Below are 19,088 nucleotides of genomic sequence, written 5' to 3'. Positions count from 1 at the left end.
CTGCCCGCTTCAGTCCATAAAGCGCACCGGCGCGCCGATCTCGATCCGCGCGGGCCGATCGACCGTGCAATAGACGCCGAGATTGTGGGCGTTGTGGCGCACCAGGTTGCGCAGGATGCCGGGGTCGGTGTCGAAGCCGTCCTGGGCGATGATGGTGAAGCCGCAGCGGCGGCAGGGTTCGGACACGGTGAGCAGCAGATCGCCGACCGCGAGCTTCCTGCCGATCCATTCCGTCTCCGGAAAGGCGCCTTCGACCGGTTCCATGTCGACGACGATGTTGGGCCGGAAGCGGCGCGGATCGGGCGTGCCCTCCGGGTGAAGCGCCTTCAGCCTGGCCAGCGAGGCGGTGGTGAGCAGATGGATCGGCGCCTTGGCATAGCGGGCCTCGGTCCGCGGGCCGGCATAGTCAGGGGCGGCGTTCTCCGCGCCGAACGGCCGGATCGAGGCGTCGAAGCCGAGAAAGGCCGATACCGCGCGGTCGCTTTCCGGGCCGGGCGCCGGCAGCCAGCCGCCGCCGGGCAGGGCCACTTCCAGCCGCCGGTCCTCGCTCAGCCGGGTGCGGATCAGCGGCACCTTGTGCCATTTGGTTTCGCGGTCGGGCCTGGCGATCTCGCCGTCGGACGCATCGACCAGTCCGAACAGCCGGTCGCCGTCGACGGTCTTCAGCCCGACGGAGATGGCATCAAGCCGCTCGCCGGCGAGCGAGCTCGCCGGATAGCGCCAGAGCTGGCTGACGGTGCCGAGCTCGCCCGCCATCAGCTCTTCTTGTTCTGCCGGTTGGCGACGAGGTCGTCGACCACGGCCGGATCGGCCAGGGTCGAGGTGTCGCCGAGCGCGCCGAAATCGTCCTCGGCGATCTTGCGCAGGATGCGCCGCATGATCTTGCCCGAACGGGTTTTCGGCAGGCCCGGCGCGAACTGGATCTTGTCGGGCGTGGCGATGGCGCCGATCTCCTTGCGCACATGGGCGATCAGCTCCTTGCGCAAATCCTCGCTCGATTGGGTGCCGGCCATCAGGGTGACATAGCAGTAGATGCCCTGGCCCTTGATGTCATGCGGGTAGCCGACAACGGCGGCCTCCGACACCTGGTCGTGGCTGACCAGCGCCGATTCCACCTCGGCCGTTCCCATGCGGTGGCCGGAAACGTTGATGACGTCGTCGACGCGGCCGGTGATCCAGTAATAGCCGTCGGCGTCGCGGCGGCAGCCGTCGCCGGTGAAGTACTTGCCCTTGTAGGTCGAGAAATAGGTCTGCACGAAACGGTCGTGGTCGCCATAGACGGTGCGCATCTGGCCGGGCCAGGAATCGCTGATGCAGAGATTGCCGTCGGTGGCGCCTTCCAGCACCTTGCCTTCGCCGTCGACCAGTTGCGGCTTGACGCCGAAGAAGGGCCGCGTGGCCGAACCCGCCTTGAGGTCGGTGGCGCCCGGCAGCGGCGTGATCATGATGCCGCCGGTCTCGGTCTGCCACCAGGTGTCGACGATCGGCACCTTGGCGTTGCCGACGACGTTGAAATACCACTCCCAGGCCTCCGGGTTGATCGGCTCGCCGACCGTGCCCAGCACGCGCAGCGACTTGCGCGAGGTTTTCTTCACATGGGCGTCACCGGCGCCCATCAGCGCGCGCAGCGCCGTCGGCGCGGTGTAGAAGATGTTGACCTTGTGCTTGTCGATCACTTCCCAGAAGCGCGACTGCGACGGATAGTTCGGCACGCCTTCGAACATCAGCGTCGTGGCGCCGTTGGCCAGAGGCCCGTAGACGATGTAGCTGTGGCCCGTCACCCAGCCGACATCGGCGGTGCACCAGTAGATGTCGCCGTCATGGTAGTCGAAGACATATTGGTGCGTCATCGAGACATAGACGAGATAGCCGCCGGTGGTGTGCAGCACGCCCTTCGGCTTGCCGGTCGAGCCGGAGGTGTAAAGGATGAACAGCGGGTCTTCCGCCTTCATCTTCTCCGGCTTGCAGTCGGCCTTAACGGTCGCGGCCTCCTCGTGATACCAGACGTCGCGCCCCGGCGCCCAACCGGTCTTGCCGCCGGTGCGGCGGACCACCACGACCTTCTCGACCTTGGTGCCGGCCCTGGCGGCGATCTCGATCGCCTTGTCGGTGTTGTCCTTGAGCGGGATCGGCTTGCCGCCGCGCAGGCCCTCGTCGGCGGTGATCACGATGGTCGATTTGCAATCGTCGATGCGGCCGGCGAGCGCGTCCGGCGAGAAGCCGCCGAAGACCACCGAATGGATCGCGCCTAGCCGAGTGCAGGCAAGCATCGCATAGGCCGCTTCGGGGATCATCGGCATGTAGATGGTGACGCGGTCGCCCTTCTTGACGCCGTGCTTCTTCAGCACATTGGCGAAGCGGCACACATGCGCATAAAGCTCATTATAGGTGATCTTGCGATCGTCGTAAGGGTTGTCGCCCTCCCAGATGATCGCGGTCTGGTCGCCGCGCTTCTTCAGGTGCCGATCGATGCAATTGTAGGAGACGTTGGTCTGGCCGTCCTCGAACCACTTGATCGAGACCTTGCCGTCGAAGGAGGTGTTCTTGACCTTGGTGAAAGGCTTGAACCAGTCGATGCGCTTGCCATGCTTGCCCCAGAACTTGTCCGGGTTCTTCACGCTGTCGGCATACCATTTGAGATAGGTGTCGTTGTCGATCAACGCGTTCTTCTTCCACGCCGGTTGGACGCGGTGAACATGCACATCGGACATTTTTCAGCTTTCCTCCGGGACCATTCCGCCAGCTTGAAATGCCGACGGCATCGCGGCGAAGCGGCCGCGAATTCGCGGCCATTATTAACAGTTCCGCCGTGACGGCAATATTAGACGTTGGATTCGCGCGGCGGGATGACGCAGGGGCAATTCAACCAGCTATTAGCACTCTCGCGAATCGGCTGCTAACCTCCTGTTTTAACGACAAAAATTTTGAAGAACCTCGCAAAAATCCATAGACAATTAAGCAACCGTGCGCACAATTCAGCGTTGGGAGGAAGGAGAATCAACCAAGGCAACGCAATGCGCGACAATTCCGAAATGGATCTGATGCTCAGGGGATACGGGCTGACCACCGCCAAGATCCTTTATCACTACCCCGACCACCCGCATTTGCTGCAAAGCTATGTCTGGCAGGACTATGACATAGCGCCGGAATTCCCGGTGCTGATCCGCTTCATCGAATTCTGGAAGACCAAGCTCGACGGCCCGCTGCATTCGGTGACCTACACGCACCAGAAGCTGATCGCGCCGAACGAGTGGCGGAAGGTGGACGGGGAGTTTCGATTGCACTGAACGGCCTCGCCGCCATCCAGTGCAATCGCCAAGGGTCAGGCCGCCGGCGGGTTGAGCCGGGCAAAGCCCTCTTGGCGCCGATAGGGGAAATAGGGATACGGCGCGTTCACCGCGCTTGCCTCATCCAGCCTCTTCATCTGCTCCGGCGTCAGCGTCCAGCCAACGGCGCCGAGGTTCTGCCGCAACTGCTCCTCGTTGCGCGCGCCGATGATCACCGACGATACGGTCGGGCGCCGCAAGAGCCAGTTGATGGCGATCTGCGGCACGGTCTTGCCGGTCTCGGCGGCGACCGCTTCCAGCGCATCGACCACCTTGAAGAGATGCTCGTCCTCGACCGGCGGGCCGAAAGCGGCGGTGTCGTGCAGTCGGCTCTTTTCCGGCAAGGGCTGGCCGCGGCGGATCTTGCCGGTGAGCCGGCCCCAGCCGAGCGGGCTCCACACCAGCGCGCCGACGCCCTGGTCGAGACCGAGCGGCATCAGCTCCCATTCATAGTCGCGCCCGACCAGCGAGTAATAGACCTGATGCGCAACGTAGCGCGGGTAGCCGTGCCTGTCGGCAAGGCCGAGCGACTTCATCACCTGCCAGCCGGAGAAATTGGAGACGCCGACATAGCGTAGCTTGCCGGAGCGCACGAGGTCATCCAGCGCCGACAGCACCTCCTGGACCGGCGTCGAGGCGTCGAAAGCATGAAGCTGCAAAAGGTCGATGTAGTCCATGCCGAGGCGCTTCAGCGCCGCATCGACGGAGCGGATCAGGCGCGACCGCGACGAGCCCCAGTCGCCTGGGCCGTCGCCCATCGGCAGGGATGTCTTGGTCGAGATCAGCACCGCGTCGCGGCGGCCCTTGATCGCCTCGCCAAGCACCTCCTCCGACGCGCCGTTGGAATAGACATCGGCCGTGTCGAAGAGGTTGACGCCTGCCTCCAAGCAGATGTCGACCAGCCGGCGCGCCTCCTTCGCGTCGCTGTTGCCCCAATGGCCGAAGAGCGGGCCGGAGCCACCAAAAGTTCCGGCGCCGAAGGAAAGGGCCGGCACTTTCAGGCCGGAGGCGCCGAGAGGTCGATAATCCATCTTTTTTCTCCTGATTGGATGTCGAAAGGATCAGCGCTCAGCACTGCGCGGTGACCGGCTTACCGATCGCGCCGCCGCGTTCGAGGCGCAGCGCCATGAGCACGACGCCGAGCGCGGCGAGCGGCACGAGGCCGGCGACGAGGGGGACGGCGCCGAGACCGGGACCGTGGTCGATGACGAAGCCGCCTAGCCAGGCGCCGATGGCGTTGCCGAGATTGAAGGCGGCGATGTTGAAGGAGGATGCCAAGCCCTGGCCGGCGCCCTTGGCCTTCTCCAGCACCCACATCTGAAGCGGCGCGACGGTGGCGAAGGCGGCGGCACCCAGCAAGCCGACGGCGGCGACCGCCGCGATCGGCTGGTGGATCGCGGCGGTCATGACGAACAGCACCGCCGACAGTGCGACCAGCGTGCCGACGACCGTCGGCACCAGATGCCGGTCGGCGAGGCGTCCGCCGAGCAGATTGCCCGCCACCAGCCCGCCGCCGAAGACAAGCAGGATCGGCGACACGGCTCCCTCCGAAAAACCGGTGACGCGGGTGAGGATCGGCGCCAGATAGGTGAAGGCGGCGAAGACGCCGACCCAGCTCAGCACAGTGGTCAGAAGGCCAAGCAGCACGGGCCGGCGGCCGAGCACGGCAAGCGTGCCTTCGGAGCTCTCCTCAACGTCCGTCGCGGCGGGCTCGTCGCGCGGCACCAGCAGCGCGATGACGGCGAAGGCTACGACGCCGACCAGCGTGACGGCGAGGAAGGTGGAGCGCCAGCCATAGGCCTGGCCGAGCCAGGTGCCGAAGGGCACGCCGAGGATGTTGGCGACGGTGAGGCCGGTGAACATCAGCGCGATGGCCGAGGCCTTCCGGTTGGGCGCGACAAGGCTGGTGGCGACGACGGAGCCGACGCCGAAGAAGGAAGCATGGGCGAAGGCGGTGAGCACGCGTGCCGCCATCAGCGTCCAGTAGTCGGGCGCCAGCGCGCAGGCGAGGTTGCCGATGGTGAAGACCACCATCAGGGCAAGCAGCAGGGTCTTGCGCGGCAGACGGCCGGTCAGCGCGCCAAGCAGCGGCGCGCCGACGACGACGCCCAGCGCGTAGCCGGAAATGAGCAGGCCCGCCGCCGAGATCGAGACGCCGAGATCGGCGCTGACGTCGAGCAGCAGGCCCATGATGACGAATTCGGTGACGCCGATGCCGAAGGCGCCGGCGGTGAGGGCATAAAGAGCGAGAGGCATGGCTGCGGTCCGGTTGATCAGGAACGGGACGCCAATCCCGCGCCCCGGATCTTTGCTGGCGCATGATCTTTCCCGAAAACCGGTTTCCACTTTCCGGGATCATGCACGGAGAAGATCGTGATCTGCCAAGCTGTGAACCAGCCTTGCATCAGGCACATTTTCTGTGAAATAGATTCACGAATGGCAAGGGCCGACATCAACCGTTCCGGCGAAATCGAAGTGTTTGTTCGCGTCGTCGAGGCGGGCAGCTTCTCGGCCGCTGCGCGGGCATTACGGATGACGCCATCGGCGGTGAGCAAGCTGATCGCGCGGCTCGAGGCGCGGCTTGGCGCGCGGCTGATAAGCCGCTCGACACGGCGGCTGCAGCTGACGCCCGAGGGAAGCGCCTTTTACGATAGCGGCCTACGCATCCTTGCCGATCTCGACGCGGCCGAACGGGAAGCGGCGGCGGGCGCGGCGCCGCGCGGCAGGCTGAGGGTCAACTCCTATGTGCCGTTCGGCCAGCACCGGCTGATGCCGCTGTTGCCGCGCTTCCTCGAACGCTACCCGGAAATCTCGGTCGAGGCAGTGCTGACCGACAGCGTCATCGACCTGATGGAGGAGCGCGCCGACGTCGCCATCCGCGCCGGCCCGCTCAGCGAGTCGCGTTTGGTGGCGCGCAAGCTCGGCCAGAGCCGGATGGTTGTCGTCGCAGCGCCCGCTTACCTCGAATCGCGCGGCACGCCGCGGACCCCGGCCGATCTGGCCCGCCACAACCTGCTCGCCTTCGGCTTCGTGCGGCATATCGACGGTCTGCCGTTCGTGGACGCGAAAGGCGTGCCCCTCATGGTTCCGATCGCCGGCAATTCGACGGTCAGCGACGGCGAAGCGATGCGGCTGACGACGCTCGCCGGCGCGGGCATTGCGCGGCTGGCGCGCTGGCATGTCGAGCCCGATATCGCCACTGGGCGGCTGGTGCCGCTGCTGGAGGAGTTCAACCCCGGCGACGTGGAGCTTACGCATGCCGTCTATGTCGGCCAGGGCAAGCATCTGCCGGCCCGGGTGCGCGCCTTTCTCGATTTTCTCGCAGAGACAGTGCGCATCTGAAATGGAAAAGCCGCGCGTCCATCGGACACGCGGCTCCCGAAATCGACTTACCCGGAAGATGGACTATGCCTTCGGCACGAATGGCGCCGGACGCCGGCCGGCGCCTTGCCGCTCCAGCATCCAGCCGGGATATTCGGCAGGCAGCGCGCTCACCTCATCCAGCCTGGCGAGGTCGTCCGCGTCGAGCTTCAAGCCCGTCGCGGCCAGGTTCTGCTCGAGCTGGTCCATGCGGCTGGCGCCGATGATGACGCTCATCACGAAAGGTTTTGCCAGAACATAGCCCAGCGCCACCGTGGCGACGCTGACGTCGTGCTTCTTCGCGAGCTCGCGCATGACGGCAACCGCCGCCCAGGCGCGGTCCTCATTGACCGGCGGGAAGTTGAAGGAAGCGCGGCGGCCCTCGCCATTGCCCGGCGCGCCGGGACCGTATTTGCCGGAGAGCAGCCCGCCGGCCATCGGCGACCAGACCATGAGGCCGAGCTTTTCCTCGTTGATCAAAGGCACGATCTCGCGCTCGAGATCGCGGCCGGCGATCGAGTAATAGGACTGGATCGTCTCGAAGCGGGCAAAGCCCTTGCGCTCGGCAAGACCCAGCGCCTTGGCGATGCGCCAAGCCTGCCAGTTGGAGACGCCGACGTAACGCACCTTGCCGCTGGCCACGAGATCGTCGAGCGCCCGCAGCGTCTCGTCGATCGGGGTCACCGTGTCGGTGCCGTGCAGCTGGTAGAGGTCGATATGGTCGAGCTGAAGCCGCTTCAGGCTGCCGTCGACAGAATCCATGATGTGGCCGCGCGAGGAGCCGCGTTCGTTCGGCCCGTTACCCATGGCGCCATGCACCTTGGTGGCGATGATGACGTCGGAACGTTTCACGCCGAGATCCTTGAGCGACTGTCCCAGCAATTGCTCGGACTGGCCGAAGGAATAGACGTCGGCCGTGTCGAAGAAATTGACGCCGGCCGCGATCGAGCGGGCGACGATCTCGTTGACGCCCTTCTGGTCCAGGCTGGCGATCAGGCCCCATTGGGCATTCTCGCCCGCGGCGCCGAAGGTCATGGTGCCGAGACAGAGTTCGGAGACAAACAGGCCGGTGTTGCCAAGCTGATTGTAGCGCATGGTGGGATTCCCCGAGAAAGTGATTGATGACGACAGGCAAATAGGAACGGCCCGTTTCGTTTCAAGTGCTGGCGCCGGTGTTATCGTTCGATTGGCCGGTCGGTAACGAGATCGTTACGAGCGGTCGAGGCGCTTAGCGGCTTCCGAAGATCGCCGAGCCCACCCTGACGCTGGTCGCGCCGAAGGCGATCGCGGTTTCATAATCGCCCGACATGCCCATCGAGAGCCTCGCGACACCCGCTTCGCGGGCGATCTTGTCCAGCAGCGCGAAATGCGGGCCGGGATTCTCGTCGGCCGGTGGGATGCACATCAGGCCTTCGATGGCGAGGCCATGCACCTCGCGGCAGCGTTTTACGAAGGCGATCGCCTCACGCGGCTCGATGCCGGCCTTCTGCGGCTCGGAGCCGGTGTTGACCTGGACATAGAGTTTTGGCGCCCGGCCCTGCCGGGCCATTTCTTTTGAAAGCTCAGCGGCGATCTTCTCGCGGTCGACGGTCTCGATGACATCGAAGAGCGCGACGGCTTCCTTCGCTTTGTTGGACTGCAGCGGGCCGATCAGATGCAGCTCGATATCAGGAAATGCCTGCCTCAGCGCCGGCCATTTGCCCTGGGCTTCCTGCACGCGGTTCTCGCCGAAAACGCGCTGGCCGGCCTCGATGACCGGGCGGATATCCTCGGACGCGAAGGTCTTCGAGACCGCCACCAGCGTGACGGCGCCGGGCTCGCGCTTAGCCTCTCGCTCGGCGCCCGCGATCTTCGCCTTGACCGCGTGAAGCTGCTCTACGGTGCTCGTCATGCCACCATCCTGCCTATAGTTTTAACGCCGGCGCCGGCTCGCCACAGTTGACGGGTCCGGCAATCCATGGTGAACACCGCGACGACATTCCCCGGCCGCTCGCCGTGTCTGGCGCCCTGTGCCTGCTTTTAAGTGAAAAACATCCGATGGCAACCGAACGTTACAATCCGCGCACCTCAGAGCCCAAATGGCAGAAGGCCTGGGCCGACAAGAAGCTGTTCGAGGCCCGCAACGACGACCCGAAGCCGAAATACTACGTGCTCGAGATGTTCCCCTATCCGTCGGGCAAGATCCATATCGGTCACACCCGCAACTACACGATGGGCGACGTCGTGGCGCGCTACAAGCGGGCCAAGGGCTTCAACGTGCTGCACCCGATGGGTTGGGACGCGTTCGGCATGCCGGCCGAAAACGCCGCCATGCAAAACAAGGTCCATCCCAAGGACTGGACCTACGAAAACATCGCGGTCATGCGAGAGCAGCTCAAGATGATGGGCCTGTCGCTCGACTGGGCGCGCGAGTTCGCGACCTGCGACGTCGACTACTATCACCGCCAGCAGATGCTGTTCCTCGACTTCGTCGAGAAGGGGCTGGTGACGCGCAAATCCTCCAAGGTCAACTGGGACCCGGAGGACATGACGGTGCTTGCCAACGAGCAGGTCATCGACGGCCGCGGCTGGCGTTCGGGCGCGCTGGTCGAGCAGCGCGAGCTGACGCAGTGGTTCTTCAAGATCACCGACTTCGCACAGGACCTCCTGGACTCGCTCAACCTGCTCGAGGAGTGGCCGGAAAAGGTCAAGCTGATGCAGCACAACTGGATCGGCCGCTCGGAAGGCCTGCTGATCCGCTGGCCGCTGGCAAAGCCGGTCGGCGACAGCCAAGAGCTGGAAGTCTACACGACCCGGCCCGACACCATCTTCGGCGCCTCCTTCATGGCGGTCGCCGCCGACCATCCGCTCGCGAAAAAGGCCGCCGAGAGCAATGTCGAGCTGGCGAAATTCATCGAGGAGGTCCGTCACATGGGCACCTCGGTGGCGGCGCTCGAGACGGCCGAAAAGAAGGGCTTCGACACCGGCATCCGCGTCGTTCATCCCTTCGACGAGAACTGGACGCTGCCGGTCTATGTCGCCAATTTCGTGCTGATGGAATACGGCACCGGCGCCATTTTCGGCTGCCCGTCGGGCGATCAGCGCGACCTCGATTTCGCCAACAAATACGGCCTGCCGGTGATCCCGGTGGTGATGCCGGAGGACGCCGACGCGAAGACCTTCCAGATAATCGAGGAGGCCTATGACGGCGACGGCGTGATGATCAATTCGCGCTTCCTCGACGGCATGAAGCCCGAAAAGGCCTTCGATGAAGTGGCGAAGCTGCTCGAGGCAAAGACGATCTGCGGCCGGCCGATGGCGGAGCGCAAGGTGAATTTCCGCCTGCGCGACTGGGGCATTTCGCGCCAGCGCTACTGGGGCTGCCCGATCCCGATGATCCATTGCGAGGCCTGCGGCGTCGTGCCGGTGCCGAAGGCCGACCTGCCGGTGAAGCTGCCCGACGACATCGAGTTCGATCGTCCGGGCAACCCGCTCGACCGTCATCCGACCTGGCGGCATGTGAAATGCCCGCAATGCGGCCGCGATGCGCGGCGCGAGACCGACACGATGGACACGTTCGTCGATTCGTCCTGGTATTTCGCGCGCTTCACTGCGCCCTGGGCCAACGAGCCGACCGAGCCGAAAGCCGCCGACGAATGGCTGGCAGTCGACCAGTATATCGGCGGCATCGAGCACGCGATCCTGCATCTGCTCTATTCGCGCTTCTTCACCCGCGCCATGCGCGAGACCGGTCACCTCAATCTGGCCGAGCCGTTCAAGGGCCTGTTCACGCAAGGCATGGTGGTGCACGAGACCTATCGTGTCGGCGGCCCGTCCAACAACGGGCGTTGGCTGTCGCCGAGCGAGGTCAGGATCGAGGACGCCGGCGGCAAGCGACGCGCCGTCGAGATCGCGACCGGCGAGGAGGCCACGATCGGCGCGCTTGAGAAGATGTCGAAGTCGAAGAAGAACACGGTGAGCCCGGAAGAGATCACCGACGGCTACGGCGCCGACACGGCGCGCTGGTTCATGCTGTCGGATTCGCCGCCGGAGCGCGACGTCGAATGGACCGACGAAGGGGCGGCCGGGGCGCATCGTTTCGTGCAGCGCATCTGGCGCCTGGTGCAGATCGCGGCCGATGAGCTGCCCGGCGTGAAACCCGCCGCGGCGAAGGATGGCGAGGCGGGCGCGGTGTCTAAGGCCGCGCACAAGATCCTGAAGGCGGTCGGCGAGGACATCGAGAAGCTCGGCTTCAACCGCGCGATCGCCCGCATTTACGAGCTCGCCAATGCGCTGGCGACGCCGCTCAACGAAGTGTCCGAAGGCAAGGCCGACGCCGCGCTGAAGGGCGCCTGCCGCGAGGCGGTGGAGATCCTGGTGCACATCATCGCGCCGGTCATGCCGCATCTGGCGGAGGAATGCTGGGAGGCACTGGGCGGCACGGAGATGATCGCCGAACGGCCGTGGCCGGTCTACGATCCGGTGCTGGTCGTCGATAACGAGATCGTGCTGCCGGTGCAGGTCAACGGCAAGAAGCGCGGGGATTTGACAATTGCCCGCGACGCGGATCAAGGTGCCGTCGAAAAAGCGGTGCTGGCTCTCGACTTCGTGCAAAAAGCACTGGAAGGTAAGGCTCCGCGCAAGGTGATCATCGTCCCGCAGAGGATCGTCAATGTCGTTGCCTGATCCGGTGAAGTCAGAAGCGTCCCGCCTGCGCGGCCGCCTGGCGGTCTGCGGCATGGCCGCCGCGCTTGCGCTGGTTTCGGCCTGCACGGTCAGGCCGCTCTATTCCAGCCAGCCGCTGTCGCCCGGATCGCAGCTCAGTGCCTCCGCCGAGCTCGCCTCGATCGCGATCAAGCCGGTCAGCACCCGCTACGCGCAGCAGGTGCGCAACAATCTGATCTTCGCCTTCGGACAAGGCTCGGGCGAGCCGGCCTCGCCGGCCTACACGCTCGATCTCGGCGTCACCGAGCTCGTCGAATCGGCGGCCATCGTGCAGGTGCAGACCCAGGAAGACGAGCCGACGGCCGGCACGGTCACGCTGACCGCCAACTATGTGCTCCGGGACACCGCGACCAACACGGTGATTGCCGTCGGCAAGCGCTCGATCCCCTCGTCCTTCGACCGGCCGCGCCAGGAGTTCGCGGCCTATCGGGCACAGATCGACGCCGAGAACCGCGCCGCGCGCGAACTGGCCGACCTTCTGCGGCTTTCCATCGCGCAGGATCTAGCCAAGCATGGCAAGAAGGCCTGAGGCGTGCCGATATTTCGGTGAGGCCGGCCTGCGAACGATGGTTTCCTCCGCTTCCGGTGCTCACGTACTTCTGTACGCTCCGCTCCGGTTCTCGGAAACCACCGTTCTCAGCTCGGCCTGACCTGAATCTCGGCACGCCTCGCGCAGAGCTTCCATCCACAGAAAAGGCCGGTCACCCGGCCTTTTGTTCTCTGACGAGAGGCAGCCTCAGCCGATCTTCTGGCCGGTCTTGGCCCAGTCGGCGAGGAAGGCGGCGAGGCCCTTGTCGGTTAGCGGGTGGTTGACCAGCGCTTTCAACGTCGCCGGCGGCGCGGTGACGATATCGGCGCCGATCAGCGCGGCCTGCTTGACGTGGTTCACCGTGCGCACCGAAGCGGTCAGGATCTCGGTCTTGAAATCGTAATTGTCGTAGATGGTGCGGATTTCGGAGATCAGCTCCATGCCGTCCGAGCCGGTGTCGTCGATGCGGCCGACGAAGGGCGAGATGAAGGAGGCGCCGGCCTTGGCGGCAAGCAGCGCCTGGTTGGCCGAGAAGCAGAGCGTCACATTGACCATGCGGTTCATCTCGGTGCGGATCGTCTTGCAGGCCTTGAGGCCGTCCAGCGTCAACGGCACCTTGATGGCGACATTCGGCGCGATCTTGGCCAGCACCTCGGCCTCGGCCATCATGTCCTTGTACTCGGTCGCGACGACCTCGGCCGAGACCGGGCCTTCGACAATGTCGCAGATCTGCTTGGTGACTTCGGAGATCTTGCCGCCCGATTTCAGGATCAGCGACGGGTTGGTGGTGACACCATCGAGCAGCCCCAGCTCGTGCAGCTCCTTAATTTCCTTGATGTCAGCGGTATCGACAAAAAACTTCATGGCTGTCTCCTTGGGGATCGCCCGGCGTCGGCCAGGCACATGCGAGGGTCCTCTTTGATCTAGAGCAAAGTCGGGGCAAGGTCACGCCCGATGATCGAAGATTCGCCCTTTGTCGCGGCCGCGCCCGTCCTGGTGCCGATGCCCGCCGAACGGCCCTACACCTATGCCGTGCCGCCCGGCATGCGCGTGGTGCCGGGTTCGATCGTGCGCGTGCCGCTCGGGCCGCGCCAGGTGGCCGGCATCGTCTGGGACGGCGCCGTCGAGGCGGTCGATGCGAAGAAATTGCGGCCGATCGAGGAGGTGTTCGACTGTCCGCCGATCGACAAGGCGATGCGCCGCTTCGTCGACTGGATCGCGCAATACACGCTGTCGGCGCCTGGCATGGTCGCGCGGATGCTGCTCCGAGCCCCCGAGGCGTTCGACCCCGAGCCGTGGATCGAAGGGCTTCAGCGTACGCTTGCCGAACCCGACCGGCTGACCGATGCGCGGCGGCGGGTGCTCGAAACCGCGGAGGGCGGCCTGGCCTGGACGCGCTCGGGCCTGGCGCATGCGGCGGGCGTCTCCTCGACCGTGATCGACGGATTGCGGGCACAGGGCGTGTTCGAGACGGTGATGATTCCGCCGCGGCCGGTGGTGGCGGCGCCAGACCCCTCTCACGCCGTGCCGGAATTGATGCCGGACCAGAAAGCGGCGGCGCAGAAGCTGCGCGCCGCTGTCGCCGCCGATGCCTTCAACGTCACGCTGCTCGACGGCGTCACCGGCTCCGGCAAGACGGAAGTCTATTTCGAGGCGGTGGCGGCAGCGCTCGACAAGGGCAGGCAGGTGCTGATCCTGTTGCCGGAAATCGCGCTGACCCATGCCTTCCTCGAACGTTTCCAGGACCGCTTCGGCGCCAAGCCGGCGGAGTGGCATTCCGACCTGCCGCCCCGGATGCGCGAGCGCGTCTGGCGGCAGGTGGCCGAGGGCGGCGTGCGCGTCGTCGCCGGCGCGCGCTCGGCGTTGTTCCTGCCGTTCAAGGAACTCGGCCTGATCGTCGTCGACGAGGAACACGACCCGGCCTACAAGCAGGAAGACCGCGTCTTCTACAATGCGCGCGACATGGCGGTGGTGCGCGGCCATATCGGCGGCTTCCCGGTCGTGCTCGCCTCGGCGACGCCCTCGGTGGAAAGCCGGGTTAATGCCGGCCAGGGCCGCTACCACAGGGCCGTGCTGTCGTCGCGTTTCGCGGAAGCCGCTCTGCCTGACCTGAAGTCGATCGACATGCGGCGTTCGCCGCCGGCGCGCGGTGGCTTCCTGTCGCCGGTGCTTTTGGAACAGATGCAGCGCACGCTGGAGAAAAAAGAGCAGTCCCTGCTCTTCCTCAACCGGCGCGGCTATGCGCCGCTGACGCTCTGCCGGGTCTGCGGCCACCGCTTCGGCTGTCCGGTCTGTTCGGCCTGGCTGGTCGAGCATCGCTTTCGCGGCCAGCTCGTCTGCCATCATTGCGGCCATAATGAGCGGCGGCCCGAGGCCTGCCCAGAATGCGGCACGCTCGACCATCTGGTGGCCTGCGGCCCAGGCGTCGAGCGCATCGCCGAGGAAGTGGTGGCGCATTTCCCCGATGCGCGCACCATCGTGCTGTCGTCCGACCTTCTGGGCGGCGTGCGCCGGCTCAGGCTCGAGTTGGAAGCCGTCGCCAATGGCGAGGCCGATATCGTCATCGGCACCCAGCTCGTCGCCAAGGGCCACAATTTTCCCGGCATGACGCTGGTCGGCGTGGTCGATGCGGACCTTGGGTTGGCCAATGGCGATCCGCGCGCCGCCGAGCGCACGTTCCAGCTGCTTAGCCAGGTGACGGGCCGCGCCGGCCGCACCGGCAAGAAGAGCCTCGGCCTTTTGCAGACCTACCAGCCGGACCATCCGGTAATGCGGGCGATCGTCTCGGGTGATTCGGAAGCCTTTTATGAACGCGAGATCGCCGAGCGCGAGCGGGCGGCGCTGCCACCGTTCGGCCGGCTCGCCGGCATCATCGTAAGCGCTGCGACACGAGGCGAGGCCGAGAGCCATGCGCGAGGGCTAAGGCGCGCGGCGCCGCAGGCTTCCGACCTCTTCGTGCTCGGGCCGGCCGAGGCGCCGCTGTCGCTGATTGGCGGGCGTCACCGCTTCCGCCTGCTGATCCAGGGCGAGCGGCGCGCCGACATGCAGGGCTTTATTCGGGCCATGCTGGAGAACGGGCCGAAGCTGCGCGGCTCGGTCAGGGTGCAGGTCGACATCGACCCGCAGAGTTTTTTGTGAGTTCGCGGAATTACTCCCTCAGCCATTTTTGGTGAAGGGGTTCAGGTGAGGTACATCGAGAATCGCAAATGACGGACATTAGCCGTCAACACGCCTATCTCGACGAGATCGAGCGGATGTGTCGCACCGACCGGGTAGATGGCGTCATCATGGGCTGCACCGAGATCACCATCCTGATCGGCCAGGGCGATTTCGACATTCCGGTGTTCGACACGACGCGCATCCACGCCGAGGCCGCGGTCGATTTCGCGCTCGCCTGATTGCGCCACTTCTAATGTGGCCGCCATCCTCTGGCGCGGTTTCATTCCCTCGCTAGAATGCCGGTGTCTCAGAGCAAGAAATATGAGGGGGATTTATGGACTTCGCGTTTCCGTGGCCGGCGAGCCAGGGCGAATGGCTGGCCTGGTCGAGCGCCGTCGTGACCCTGGCCCTCGGCCTGTTCCTGTTCCTGGCGCCAGGGCTTGCCTTTCGCGTGCTGCGCCTGCAGCCAAAGCCGGAGAAGGCGGCGGCGATCGCCGAGGGACGCGGCCGCATGTCGGGCTTCTATCTCGGCGTCAGCCTGTGCTGCATCCTTCTGGCGCAGCCGCTGCTCTACATGGCGCTGGGCTTTTCCTGGCTGTTCACCGCCTTCGGCCGGCTTTTGTCGATGATGTCGGACCGCGCCAACACCCCTTTCAACTGGGTTTCGATCGTGGTTGAATTGGCATTGGCGGCGCTGCCGCTGGCCTTTGCCTTCGGCTTTGTGCCGTGAATTCGGCGCTTGAGCTTGGCCTTCGCCGCCTGATGCGACAAAAGTGCCTGAAAACCATGCCGGACGATGCATTGCGGTCTTAAAAAGCCTGTGCTAGACGGCAATCGACTTTCGACCGGGGATAGCGGAAGCCGCACCTCCGAGCTTGGAAAAATCGCAGTAAGGTCAAAGATTTAGCCAGAGTTTTCGCTCGCGCCAACAATCTGCGGCCTGTCAGACAAGAGAAAAGACGGTCCGTGGCCCAATCGTCATCGCCAATCTCAGCTGTCGCAGAACGTTATGCCGGCTCGCTGTTCGAGCTCGCGCTGCAGGACAATTCGGTCGCCAAGGTCGAGGCCGACCTCGCCGGCTTCGAGGCGCTGCTCAATAGCAGCGAGGATCTTACGCGGCTGATCAACAGCCCGGTGTTTTCCAGCGAGGACCAGGCCAAGGCTATCGCCGCCATCGTCGACAAGGCCAAGATCACCGGCCTGGTCGGGAATTTCCTGCGCGTCGTCGCCAAGAACCGCCGTCTGTTCGCGGTGCCCGGCATGATCAAGGCGTTCCGCCAGATCGCCGCCGACCATCGCGGCGAGGCATCCGCCGAGGTCACTTCGGCGCATGCGCTGACGGATGCGCAGCAGACTGAACTCAAGGCGACGCTGAAGAGCATCGCCGGCAAGGATGTGGCCATCGCCATGACTGTCGATCCGTCGCTGCTCGGCGGCCTGATCGTCAAGATGGGCTCGCGCCAGATCGATACGTCGCTCAAAACCAAACTCAATTCGCTCAAGCTTGCACTGAAAGAGGTCGGCTGATGGACATCCGCGCCGCGGAAATTTCCGCAATTCTGAAAGACCAGATCAAGAATTTCGGCAAGGAGGCCGAGGTCTCCGAAGTCGGCCAGGTTCTGTCCGTCGGTGACGGCATCGCCCGCGTCTACGGCTTGGACAATGTCCAGGCCGGCGAGATGGTCGAGTTCCCGGGCGGCATCCGCGGCATGGCGCTGAATCTCGAAGCCGACAATGTCGGCGTCGTCATCTTCGGCAACGATCGCGACATCAAGGAAGGCGACACCGTCAAGCGCACCGGCGCCATCGTCGACGTTCCGGTCGGCCCGGGCCTGCTCGGCCGCGTCGTCGACGCGCTCGGCAACCCGATCGACGGCAAGGGCCCGATCAAGGCCACCGAACGCCGCCGCGTCGACGTCAAGGCGCCCGGCATCATTCCGCGCAAGTCGGTGCATGAGCCGATGTCGACGGGCCTCAAGGCCATCGACGCGCTGATCCCGGTCGGCCGCGGTCAGCGCGAGCTGGTCATCGGCGACCGTCAGACCGGCAAGACCGCCATCATCCTCGACACGATGCTGAACCAGAAGTCGGTGCACGACAACGGTCCGGAGAAGGAGAAGCTCTACTGCGTCTACGTCGCCGTCGGCCAGAAGCGCTCGACCGTCGCGCAGTTCGTGAAGGTGCTGGAAGAGCGCGGCGCGCTCGACTACTCCATCATCATCGCCGCCACCGCGTCCGATCCGGCGCCGATGCAGTTCCTGGCGCCGTTCGCCGGCTGCACCATGGGCGAGTATTTCCGCGACAACGGCATGCATGCCCTCATCAGCTATGACGACCTGTCGAAGCAGGCCGTCGCCTATCGCCAGATGTCGCTCCTGCTGCGCCGCCCGCCGGGCCGCGAAGCCTATCCGGGCGACGTCTTCTACCTGCATTCGCGCCTGCTCGAGCGCGCCGCCAAGCTCAATGACGACAACGGCGCCGGCTCGCTCACCGCGCTGCCGGTCATCGAGACGCAGGCCAACGACGTGTCGGCCTACATCCCGACCAACGTGATCTCGATCACCGACGGCCAGATCTTCCTCGAGACCAACCTGTTCTTCCAGGGCATCCGCCCGGCGGTGAATGTCGGCCTGTCGGTGTCGCGCGTCGGCTCGTCGGCGCAGATCAAGGCGATGAAGCAGGTTGCGGGCTCGATCAAGGGCGAGCTCGCGCAGTATCGCGAAATGGCGGCCTTCGCGCAGTTCGGCTCGGATCTCGACGCCGCCACGCAGCGCCTGCTGAACCGCGGTTCGCGCCTGACGGAGCTCCTTAAGCAGCCGCAGTTCTCGCCGCTCAAGACCGAAGAGCAGGTCGCGGTGATCTTCGCCGGCGTCAACGGCTACCTCGACAAGCTGGCCCTCAACCAGGTCGGCAAGTTCGAGCAGGGCCTGCTCAGCCACATGCGCTCGGCCGGCAAGGACGTGCTCGACGGCATCCGCAAGGAGAAAGCGCTGTCGGACGACCTGCGCACCAAGCTCAAGGCCGAGATCGACGCCTTTGCCAAGACCTTCGCTTGAACGAAGCTGGACGGGATCAGGTTTGAAGCATGGCTTCGTTAAAAGACCTTCGTAACCGTATCGCCTCGGTCAAGGCGACGCAGAAGATCACCAAGGCGATGCAGATGGTCGCCGCGGCGAAGCTGCGTCGCGCGCAGGAAGCGGCGGAAGCAGCCAGACCCTATTCCGAGCGCATGGGCGCGGTTCTGGCCAACATCACCCAGGCGATCGGCGGCGGCGGCGATGCCCCGGCGCTGATGACGGGCACCGGCCGCGACGACGTGCATCTGCTTATCGTCTGCACCGCCGAGCGCGGCCTGTGCGGCGGCTTCAACTCGCAGATCGCGCGCCTCGCCCGCGACCACATCCGCAGGCTGCTCGCCGATGGCAAGCAGGTGAAGATCATCTGCGTCGGCAAGAAGGGTTACGATATCCTGCGCCGCGAGTACGGCTCGCTGATCCTCGAGCGCGTCGACCTGCGCGAAGTCAAGACGCTCGGCTTCGTCAATGCCGACGCGATCGCGCGCAAGGTCATCCACCTCTTCAACGAGGGCGGCTTCGATATCTGCACGCTGTTCTATTCGCAGTTCAAGTCGGTGATCAGCCAGATCCCGACGGCGCAGCAGATCATCCCGGCGGCGCAGGCTTCGGCCACGGCCGATGCCGGCAGCGGCGGGGCCGTCTATGAATACGAGCCGGAGCCGGGCGAGATCCTCTCCGACCTCATCCCGCGCAACATCGCCGTGCAGATCTTCCGCGCGCTGTTGGAAAACGCGGCGGGCGAGATGGGCGCCAAGATGAGCGCGATGGACAATGCCACGCGCAACGCCGGCGACATGATCAACAGGCTGTCGATCACCTACAACCGCCAGCGGCAGGCGCAGATCACCAAGGAACTGATCGAAATCATTTCGGGCGCCGAGGCGCTCTAGACACGCGCGGGCGGGGTCCGGGACCTCGCCGGCAGCGTGAACA

At 65.1% G+C, this 19,088-nt stretch carries 17 protein-coding genes and 1 pseudogene; 10 read left to right on the top strand and 8 right to left on the bottom strand.

Annotated elements, in window-relative coordinates; translation table 11 throughout:
- Window positions 1–9 precede the first annotated feature (9 nt).
- Both P9273_RS30560 and acs read right to left on the bottom strand, forming a co-directional pair.
- The gene (locus P9273_RS30560; RefSeq protein ID WP_278052217.1) at window positions 10–756 is read right to left on the bottom strand and encodes an MOSC domain-containing protein; all 747 of its coding nucleotides are present in this window, start codon (window positions 754–756) and stop codon (window positions 10–12) included.
- Window positions 756–2,711, bottom strand: a complete 1,956-nt coding sequence (acs, locus tag P9273_RS30555) for an acetate--CoA ligase (protein WP_278052215.1) — start codon at window positions 2,709–2,711, stop codon at window positions 756–758. Before acs ends, P9273_RS30560 begins: the two co-directional genes overlap by 1 nt.
- A gap of 303 nt (window positions 2,712–3,014) precedes the next feature.
- Between acs and P9273_RS30550 the strand changes: the two genes are divergently transcribed.
- On the top strand, window positions 3,015–3,287 hold the full coding sequence (locus P9273_RS30550; protein WP_041004455.1) for an usg protein: 273 nt from the start codon (window positions 3,015–3,017) through the stop codon (window positions 3,285–3,287).
- A gap of 35 nt (window positions 3,288–3,322) precedes the next feature.
- Here the strand turns inward: P9273_RS30550 and P9273_RS30545 are convergent, their stop codons facing one another.
- Genes P9273_RS30545 through P9273_RS30535 form a run of 3 tightly spaced genes read right to left on the bottom strand, consistent with a single transcriptional unit; the run spans window position 3,323 to window position 5,881 of the window.
- Entirely contained in the window at window positions 3,323–4,357 is a 1,035-nt protein-coding gene (locus P9273_RS30545; protein ID WP_278052214.1) for an aldo/keto reductase, read from the bottom strand.
- Between the two features lie 37 nt (window positions 4,358–4,394).
- Window positions 4,395–5,582, bottom strand: coding sequence for an MFS transporter (locus tag P9273_RS30540; protein WP_278052212.1), 1,188 nt, complete (start codon window positions 5,580–5,582; stop codon window positions 4,395–4,397).
- Between the two features lie 17 nt (window positions 5,583–5,599).
- Complete coding sequence (locus P9273_RS30535; protein ID WP_278052232.1) at window positions 5,600–5,881, bottom strand: hypothetical protein; 282 nt, start codon at window positions 5,879–5,881, stop codon at window positions 5,600–5,602.
- On the opposite strand from P9273_RS30535, the gene P9273_RS30530 reads away from it, so the two are divergent.
- Entirely contained in the window at window positions 5,763–6,668 is a 906-nt protein-coding gene (locus P9273_RS30530) for a LysR family transcriptional regulator (protein WP_278052211.1), read from the top strand. The two genes, P9273_RS30535 and P9273_RS30530, sit on opposite strands and share 119 nt — an antisense overlap.
- Before the next feature lie 63 nt (window positions 6,669–6,731).
- Here P9273_RS30530 and P9273_RS30525 read toward each other — a convergent pair whose 3' ends face one another.
- Window positions 6,732–7,781: an aldo/keto reductase gene (locus P9273_RS30525; RefSeq protein WP_278052210.1), complete on the bottom strand. Its 1,050-nt coding sequence runs from the start codon at window positions 7,779–7,781 to the stop codon at window positions 6,732–6,734.
- Between the two features lie 133 nt (window positions 7,782–7,914).
- Entirely contained in the window at window positions 7,915–8,577 is a 663-nt protein-coding gene (locus P9273_RS30520) for a YggS family pyridoxal phosphate-dependent enzyme (RefSeq protein WP_278052209.1), read from the bottom strand.
- Between the two features lie 146 nt (window positions 8,578–8,723).
- Between P9273_RS30520 and leuS the strand changes: the two genes are divergently transcribed.
- Window positions 8,724–11,351 (top strand): leucine--tRNA ligase, encoded by a 2,628-nt coding sequence (leuS, locus tag P9273_RS30515; RefSeq protein ID WP_278052207.1) that lies wholly within the window; start codon window positions 8,724–8,726, stop codon window positions 11,349–11,351.
- A complete protein-coding gene (gene lptE / locus P9273_RS30510; protein WP_278052206.1) occupies window positions 11,338–11,919 on the top strand; it encodes an LPS assembly lipoprotein LptE in 582 nt (193 codons plus the stop codon). Before leuS ends, lptE begins: the two co-directional genes overlap by 14 nt.
- A 207-nt stretch (window positions 11,920–12,126) precedes the next feature.
- On the opposite strand, the gene fsa is transcribed toward lptE, so the two are convergent.
- The gene (gene fsa / locus P9273_RS30505) at window positions 12,127–12,783 is read right to left on the bottom strand and encodes a fructose-6-phosphate aldolase (protein ID WP_041004472.1); all 657 of its coding nucleotides are present in this window, start codon (window positions 12,781–12,783) and stop codon (window positions 12,127–12,129) included.
- Window positions 12,784–12,873: 90 nt separating this feature from the next.
- Here fsa and P9273_RS30500 point away from each other — a divergent pair, with 90 nt between their 5' ends.
- From P9273_RS30500 to P9273_RS30475, 6 genes and pseudogenes are all read left to right on the top strand, one after another.
- On the top strand, window positions 12,874–15,057 hold the full coding sequence (locus P9273_RS30500; RefSeq protein WP_278052205.1) for a primosomal protein N': 2,184 nt from the start codon (window positions 12,874–12,876) through the stop codon (window positions 15,055–15,057).
- Between the two features lie 68 nt (window positions 15,058–15,125).
- A pseudogene (locus tag P9273_RS32470) lies at window positions 15,126–15,317 on the top strand (aspartate/glutamate racemase); the annotation flags it as partial.
- Between the two features lie 95 nt (window positions 15,318–15,412).
- Complete coding sequence (locus tag P9273_RS30490) at window positions 15,413–15,808, top strand: AGROH133_08824 family phage infection protein (RefSeq protein WP_041004478.1); 396 nt, start codon at window positions 15,413–15,415, stop codon at window positions 15,806–15,808.
- Window positions 15,809–16,044: 236 nt separating this feature from the next.
- On the top strand, window positions 16,045–16,605 hold the full coding sequence (locus P9273_RS30485; RefSeq protein WP_278052204.1) for a F0F1 ATP synthase subunit delta: 561 nt from the start codon (window positions 16,045–16,047) through the stop codon (window positions 16,603–16,605).
- Window positions 16,605–18,134 carry a F0F1 ATP synthase subunit alpha gene (gene atpA, locus P9273_RS30480; protein WP_278052203.1) on the top strand — a complete coding sequence of 510 codons (1,530 nt, stop codon included), beginning with the start codon at window positions 16,605–16,607 and terminating at the stop codon, window positions 18,132–18,134. The genes P9273_RS30485 and atpA overlap by 1 nt, the downstream gene beginning before the upstream one ends.
- Before the next feature lie 29 nt (window positions 18,135–18,163).
- Window positions 18,164–19,045: a F0F1 ATP synthase subunit gamma gene (locus P9273_RS30475; protein ID WP_278052202.1), complete on the top strand. Its 882-nt coding sequence runs from the start codon at window positions 18,164–18,166 to the stop codon at window positions 19,043–19,045.
- Window positions 19,046–19,088: the final 43 nt, after the last annotated feature.

This window comes from Mesorhizobium sp. WSM4935 (assembly GCF_029625735.1).
In the GTDB taxonomy this organism is placed as follows: domain Bacteria; phylum Pseudomonadota; class Alphaproteobacteria; order Rhizobiales; family Rhizobiaceae; genus Mesorhizobium.
The sequence above is the reverse complement of the archived record's forward strand: the minus strand, read 5'-3'. Positions and strand labels throughout refer to the sequence as shown.